Annotated in this window: 2 protein-coding genes; both read left to right on the top strand. The window is 45.8% G+C overall.

Annotated features, from left to right (window positions below):
• Nucleotides 1–395 precede the first annotated feature (395 nt).
• The gene (locus QUA50_RS28855; protein WP_333267115.1) at nt 396–2,507 is read left to right on the top strand and encodes a prolyl oligopeptidase family serine peptidase; all 2,112 of its coding nucleotides are present in this window, start codon (nt 396–398) and stop codon (nt 2,505–2,507) included.
• A gap of 845 nt (nt 2,508–3,352) precedes the next feature.
• Nucleotides 3,353–5,578: DUF4347 domain-containing protein (locus QUA50_RS28850; protein ID WP_333267117.1), on the top strand; the 2,226-nt coding region annotated here is incomplete at its 3' end.

The raw sequence follows: 5,578 nt of genomic DNA, 5'->3' as shown, positions 1-5,578 counted from the left end.
GTCGGGCCCGTCCTTTTTGAACGGGCCCGACGCCCATCCCACAAACTTGTGGAAGTTATTTAATTCTCATTCCTTATTAGAGATGCGATAACAATTATTTTAGGTATTTATTAGCAAATAGGTCGGGAGGAATGTAGTCATTATTTAAAATCGCTATTTTGCTATTAAAACAAGATTAATATATCTCATTGGTTGACAATATTGGTTTTTTAATAATCCTTTATTATAACGCCGACAATTCCTGCGAAGTGGGGGTTTTTGTCTTCTGTTTTTTGAGGTGGGGTGACTTATTTAACCCAGATTTAGTATAAAATCTCAAATCGCCAATTGAGCGACTCTCCCCTGTCACTGCCGCGAAAGGGTAAACTGGACAAAGTTAGCGAGAGTACAAAATCATGAGCCAATTCGATCGACCTTTAAGCTACCCCACAACCCGCAAAATCGACCAAACAGAGGACTACCACGGCGTCAAAGTATCAGACCCCTACAGGTGGCTGGAGAATCCCGACTCTGAGGAAACCCAAGCTTGGGTGGAAGCCCAAAATGCAGTTACTTTTGCCTACCTCAACGAAATTCCGGCGCGGGAAAAAATCAAACAGCGCCTGACTCAACTTTGGAATTACGAGAAATACGGCATACCTTTCAAAGAAGGATCTCGCTATTTCTACTACAAGAATGACGGCCTGCAAAATCAATCCTTACTCTACACGTTAACATCCCTCGACGGCGAACCCAAAGTATTAATTGACCCCAACACTCTCTCAGAAGATGGAACCGTGGCTCTGGGTGGAATAGCTATCAGCGAAGACGGCAAATACATGGCCTACGGTTTGTCACATTCCGGTTCCGACTGGCAGGAATGGAAAGTCCGCGATGTGGCAACCGGCGAAGATTTATCAGACCATTTAAAGTGGATTAAATTTTCAGGAGCATCCTGGACTCACGACGGCAAAGGCTTTTTTTACAGCCGCTACGACGAACCCAACGAAAAAAGCAAGCACGAAGAAGTTAACTATTACCAAAAACTGTTTTACCACCAAATCGGCACGCCCCAATCTGAAGACGTATTAATCTACGAACGACCCGACCAAAAAGAGTGGGGATTTAGCGGTGGCGTCACCGAAGATGGCAAATACTTGATTATCTCAGTTTGGCAGGGAACTGAAACCAAAAACTTGATTTTCTACAAGGATTTAACGGCACCGGAATCTACCGTTGTAGAACTAATTAACGAATTTGAGGCTGAGTACAGTTTCATTGACAATGAGGGATCTCTTTTCTGGTTTCAAACAAACTTGAATGCACCGTTGGGCCGCGTAATTGCGATCGACACCAACAACCCACCTCCCTCATCCCTAGCTGGTGACGAAACCCCCCCGTCGCCCAGGGAGGGTGGATTCACAGAAATTATCCCCGAAGCAGCAGAAACCCTCGAAGGCATTGGCCTCCTGAACAATCAATTTGTCGCTTCCTACTTGAAAGACGCCTACACCCAGATTAAAATTTTCAACTTAGATGGCTCTTTCGTGCGAGAAGTTGCCTTGCCCGGAATCGGTTCGGCGGGAGGATTCGGCGGCAAGCGGCACGACACCGAAACTTTTTATGCTTACACCAGTTTCACTGCACCTAACATCATCTATCAATACAATATGGTGACAGGTGAAAGTACGATTTATCGGCAACCAAATGTTGATTTTAATCCCGACGATTACGAGACAAAACAAGTATTTTACCCAAGCAAAGACGGTACGCAAGTACCCATGTTTATCACCCACAAGAAAGGCTTGCAGTTAGATGGCAACAACCCTACCTACCTTTACGGATACGGTGGTTTTGGCATCTCGCTAACTCCAAGTTTTTCTGTTAGCAGGATAGTATGGTTGGAGATGGGCGGAGTTTATGCAACAGCCTGTTTGCGGGGAGGCGGCGAGTACGGCGAATCATGGCACCAAGCAGGCACAAAGTTGAACAAGCAAAACGTGTTTGATGACTTTATAGCTGGCGCTGAATGGTTGATCGAAAACAAATACACCAAACCTGCAAAATTGGCGATCGCAGGCGGTAGCAACGGCGGTTTATTAGTGGGGGCTTGCATGACTCAGCGGCCGGAATTGTTCGGCGCAGCGCTGCCGGCAGTCGGGGTTTTGGATATGTTGCGCTTCCACAAATTTACCATTGGTTGGGCTTGGACTTCTGAATACGGTTCGCCGGAAAATCCTGAAGAATTTCCCACAATTCACGGCTACTCTCCCCTGCACAACCTCAAACCGGGAACGGCTTATCCGGCGACAATGATTACAACTGCCGATCGCGACGATCGCGTGGTTCCGGCCCACAGTTTCAAGTTTGCTTCTGCCTTGCAAGAAACCCACGCGGGAGAAAAACCAGTGTTAATTCGGATTGAAACGAAAGCGGGACACGGTGCCGGCAAACCCACTGCGAAAATCATTGAAGAATTGACAGATGAATGGGCTTTTTTAGTGCGGGAACTCGATATTAACGCTTAGCAAGCCGCGTTTGGGGGTGCGATCGACGCAGTTTCAAGATTTAGATAAAAAGAGGGTGTAAAGGGCGATCGTACTTTTTGAATTCAAGGGCGATCGTTCTTTTTTGTCACCGCAATCCTGGTATTAACATATATAATTTGTCAAGTTTTTTTTGTTAAATTTTGTAGCTTTAAGTTGCTATTATTACATGGCTGTGAGTTTACTGCACCCCAAAGTAGTATAAGTATAAATCTCTAGAAATGCCGTACTCTCAACTTTCAATCGCGATCGCACCTCAAACTCAAAATCTGCCAATTTTTAGGCAATTAATATTTTCAGTATATTTACAGTTCAAGCTGTCTGAGCCAGCCTCAATGTCACCAGACTCAGAAAAGCGGCATGAGGGGTCAGACCCCTTGTGCTGATAAATCCGTAAGTAATCTACCATGTAACTAACGTTAGACCTGATATCATTTTTCCCAAAAATAGAGGGTTTTGGCTAATATAAAGGCTGTTACCCCTTATTCATGTTATGATTTGCAGCGATCGGTCGCATCAGGACATCCAAGGGCGATCGCTGCAATTCATCTCTAATGATTGCCTAACATCACAAATAACAAATACAGGTAAGTATTATATATTCTAAAAAAAATTATTGTTCAAAACTTTATACTTGAAAGTTTATCGTCATCTCTAAAAAGGGGGTAGCTTAGATTTAGCAACCAAATTAACTAACAATAAGAACCATCCCAAATCTGTCAATTTTGTCATCTACACAAGCACGGAAATCTACCAACATGGAGACTAAAATCTTGAGACAAGCTAGCCATAAAGCAGAGACCGCTCTCCAAATAAATCTAGCGATTGTGGATTCAAAAGTAGAAAACTACCAAGAGTTGCTCAGGGGAGTGAAAAGCGATACAGAAGTAATCCTGCTCGATAGATTCCGGGATGGAATCGAACAAATTGCCGAAATAACAGCATCAAGGCACAGCCTCAACAGCATTCAAATAGTTGCTCACGGCGCATCAGCATCAGTAGAAATCGGCCGGGCAGAACTCAATATTCACAATATAGAAACCTATTCCAGCCAATTGCAGCAGTGGGGTAAATCTCTCAACGAAACAGGTAGTATTCTGCTGTTAAGTTGCAACACAGGCGCCGGGGAATCTGGTCTAAAATTTATACAAAAACTCAGTGAAATAACAGGAGCAAATGTTGCTGCTTCCAACAACCTAACAGGGAGTGCAGCATTAGGCGGCGACTGGGAATTAGAAATTGCCACAGGAGAAATAAATACCGAAATAGCCTTTGAAAAAGAAGTCCTAGAAGGCTACACATCAGTCTTGGCAACCTTAGCCGCTGAAGAATTTAAAAATTCAACAGTAATCGGGCCTTGGATATATGGAGTTGGCAACAACCTTACAACTAACCCAGGCTTAACCGCAGGTCCCACCAATCCCAGCGGCGTTATTCCCGCTTTAGGGACTGGCGATCCACCCGGAACAGGTACTTTGAGATTAACATCAAACGCCTTTCAACAAGCAGCTTTTGTAATCTACAACAACCCCATCTCGGCCACTGAGGGTCTGAGAGTTACCTTTGATTTCTTTGCCTATAACAGAGGTACTGTCCTTTTTCCACAACGACCACCAGGGGATAATACCCCCGTTGGTGCCGATGGCATTAGTTTTTTCCTCATTGACGGAACAGCTACGCCAACAGAAGCGGGAGGCTATGGTGGCTCTCTCGGCTATGCTCAGAATAATAATAGTCCCGCTTCACTTGGTATTTCTGGAGGTTATTTAGGTGTCGGATTAGACGAGTTTGGCAATTATTCTGCTAGTCAAACAGGATTGGGAGGGCGTGTAAATACAAATCCGGCTGCGCTGGGAGGGCCGCTAGAGGATGCAGTAGGACTTAGAGGCAGCGAAAGCACATCTTATAATTTTTTAACTAGCAGAGTCGTTCCCGGTGGCATAGACAATAAAGATACAAGCATTCGCGCTGAGGCTAAAAGAACGGTTCAAGTTACATTATTTCCGGCGAATTCACCAACATTTCCTAACCGTCTTACAGTTGCCTTCGACTTGAACAGCAACGGCACATTTGATGTGGGTGAAACACTGATCGATATACCAAATTTGGCCATCATAAACGGAGCAGTGCCACGTACTTTTAAATTTGGCTTTGCTGCTTCGACAGGGGGAAACACAAACATTCACGAAGTTAACAATGTCGTCGTCCAAAGTATAGATCCGCCTACACTCGTAGCCGACGTTTCCATTGTTAAAAAAGGCCCGCTGTTCGCCACACCCAACAGCACCATTACCTATACAATTACCTCCACAAATAACGGGCCAGACAGCGCCGAAAGCGTCCTGATTCAAGATCCCCTGCCTGCAGGCTTAAGTTTCGTCAGCGCCTCCGACCTCGCCACATACAATACCGTAACGAGGACGGTCATCTGGCCGGTGATTCCGACTCTGGCTAACGGTGCTAGCCAAACCCGCACCATCACAGCCACAGTTTCCCCAACAGTCACAGCTCCCTTAACTAACAGTGCCTATAGCACCTCCAGCACTTTCGACCCAAATCTAGCTAACAACAATAGTTCCCAACCCATCTCTCAAGTCTCAACTACAATTGTTGCTGCTCTTGCCGACGTTGTTACCACCAAAACCGGGACTGCGGCAGCAGCACCGGGTGAAACAGTTACTTACACAATTTCCACAGTCAACAACGGCCCAAGCACAGCCGCAAACGTCACAATTACTGACAGCATTGTTCCCGGTTTAAATATAGTTAGTCTACCCAACCAGGCTGTTTACAATGCAGATACTGGGATTGTCACCTTCCCAGCGATTCCCAGCTTGCCTTCCGGTGTTCCTGCCATCAACACAGTCAGCTTCATCGCACCTGCATCCGGCAGCGTCAGCAACACCGCCAGAAGTACCTCAGCTACCCCCGATCCTTTTCCTGAAAACAACAACGGTACTGATCCGCTGGCTACAGTCACCACACCTCTGACACCTAGTGCCGACGTTGTTACCACCAAAACCGGGACTGCGGCAGCAGCACCGGGTGAAATA

Source organism: Microcoleus sp. M2_D5 (genome assembly GCF_036701935.1).
In the GTDB taxonomy this organism is placed as follows: Bacteria; Cyanobacteriota; Cyanobacteriia; order Cyanobacteriales; family Microcoleaceae; genus Microcoleus.
Note: the sequence above shows the minus strand (reverse complement) of the source record. Positions and strands in the feature narration are given on the sequence as shown.

Bases quoted from the DNA above. Each gene is read 5' to 3' on its own strand.
- QUA50_RS28855 (WP_333267115.1), top strand. From the start codon at position 396: ATGAGCCAATTCGATCGACCTTTAAGCTACCCCACAACCCGCAAAATC.